At 69.4% G+C, this 709-nt stretch carries 1 protein-coding gene; it reads left to right on the top strand.

Annotated elements, in window-relative coordinates:
* The coding region (locus tag QZH66_RS17645) for a serine hydrolase (RefSeq protein WP_305807123.1) at window positions 1-709 on the top strand (709 nt) is incomplete at both ends.

The following is a 709-nucleotide window of genomic DNA, read 5'->3' as shown; positions in this document are numbered from 1 at the left end:
CTGGTCGCCGAAGGCCGCCTGGACGCCGGCAAGCGCGTGGCGGACTATGTGCCCGAGCTGGCGGGCTCGGCTTTTGGCAGCGCCACCGTGCGCCAGGTGCTGGACATGACGACGGGGCTCCAATACAGCGAGGACTACGCCGACCCGAACGCCGAGGTCTGGGCCTACGCGCAGGCCGGCAGCCCCCTGCCTAAACCCAAGGACTACACCGGCCCGCGCAGCTACTACGAATACCTGCAGACCGTGCAGCCCCAAGGCCGGCATGGCGAGGCTTTTGCCTACAAAACGGTCAACTCCGACGCGCTCGGCTGGGTGATCGCGCGCGTGACGGGCCGCAGCGTGGCGCAGTTGCTCTCCGAACGCATCTGGAGCCGCATCGGCGCGGAGCAGGACGCCTACCTCACGGTCGACTCGACCGGCACCCCGTTCGCCGGCGGCGGCCTGAACACCGGCCTGCGCGACCTGGCGCGCTTTGGCGAGTTGCTGCGCAACAACGGCCAGTTCCGGGGCCAGCAAATCCTGCCCAAGGCCGTGGTCGACGACATCCGCCGCGGCGGCGACAAAGGTGCCTTCGCCAAGGCCGGCTACGAACTGCTGCAGGGCTGGAGCTACCGCGACATGTGGTGGGTCACGCACAACGCGCACGGCGCCTTCATGGCCCGCGGCGTGCACGGCCAGCGGATCTACGTCGACCCGAAGGCCGAGATGG

Origin of the sequence: Stenotrophomonas sp. YIM B06876 (genome assembly GCF_030711595.1) — a bacterium.
GTDB lineage: Bacteria > Pseudomonadota > Gammaproteobacteria > Xanthomonadales > Xanthomonadaceae > Stenotrophomonas.
Note: the sequence above shows the minus strand (reverse complement) of the source record. Positions and strands in the feature narration are given on the sequence as shown.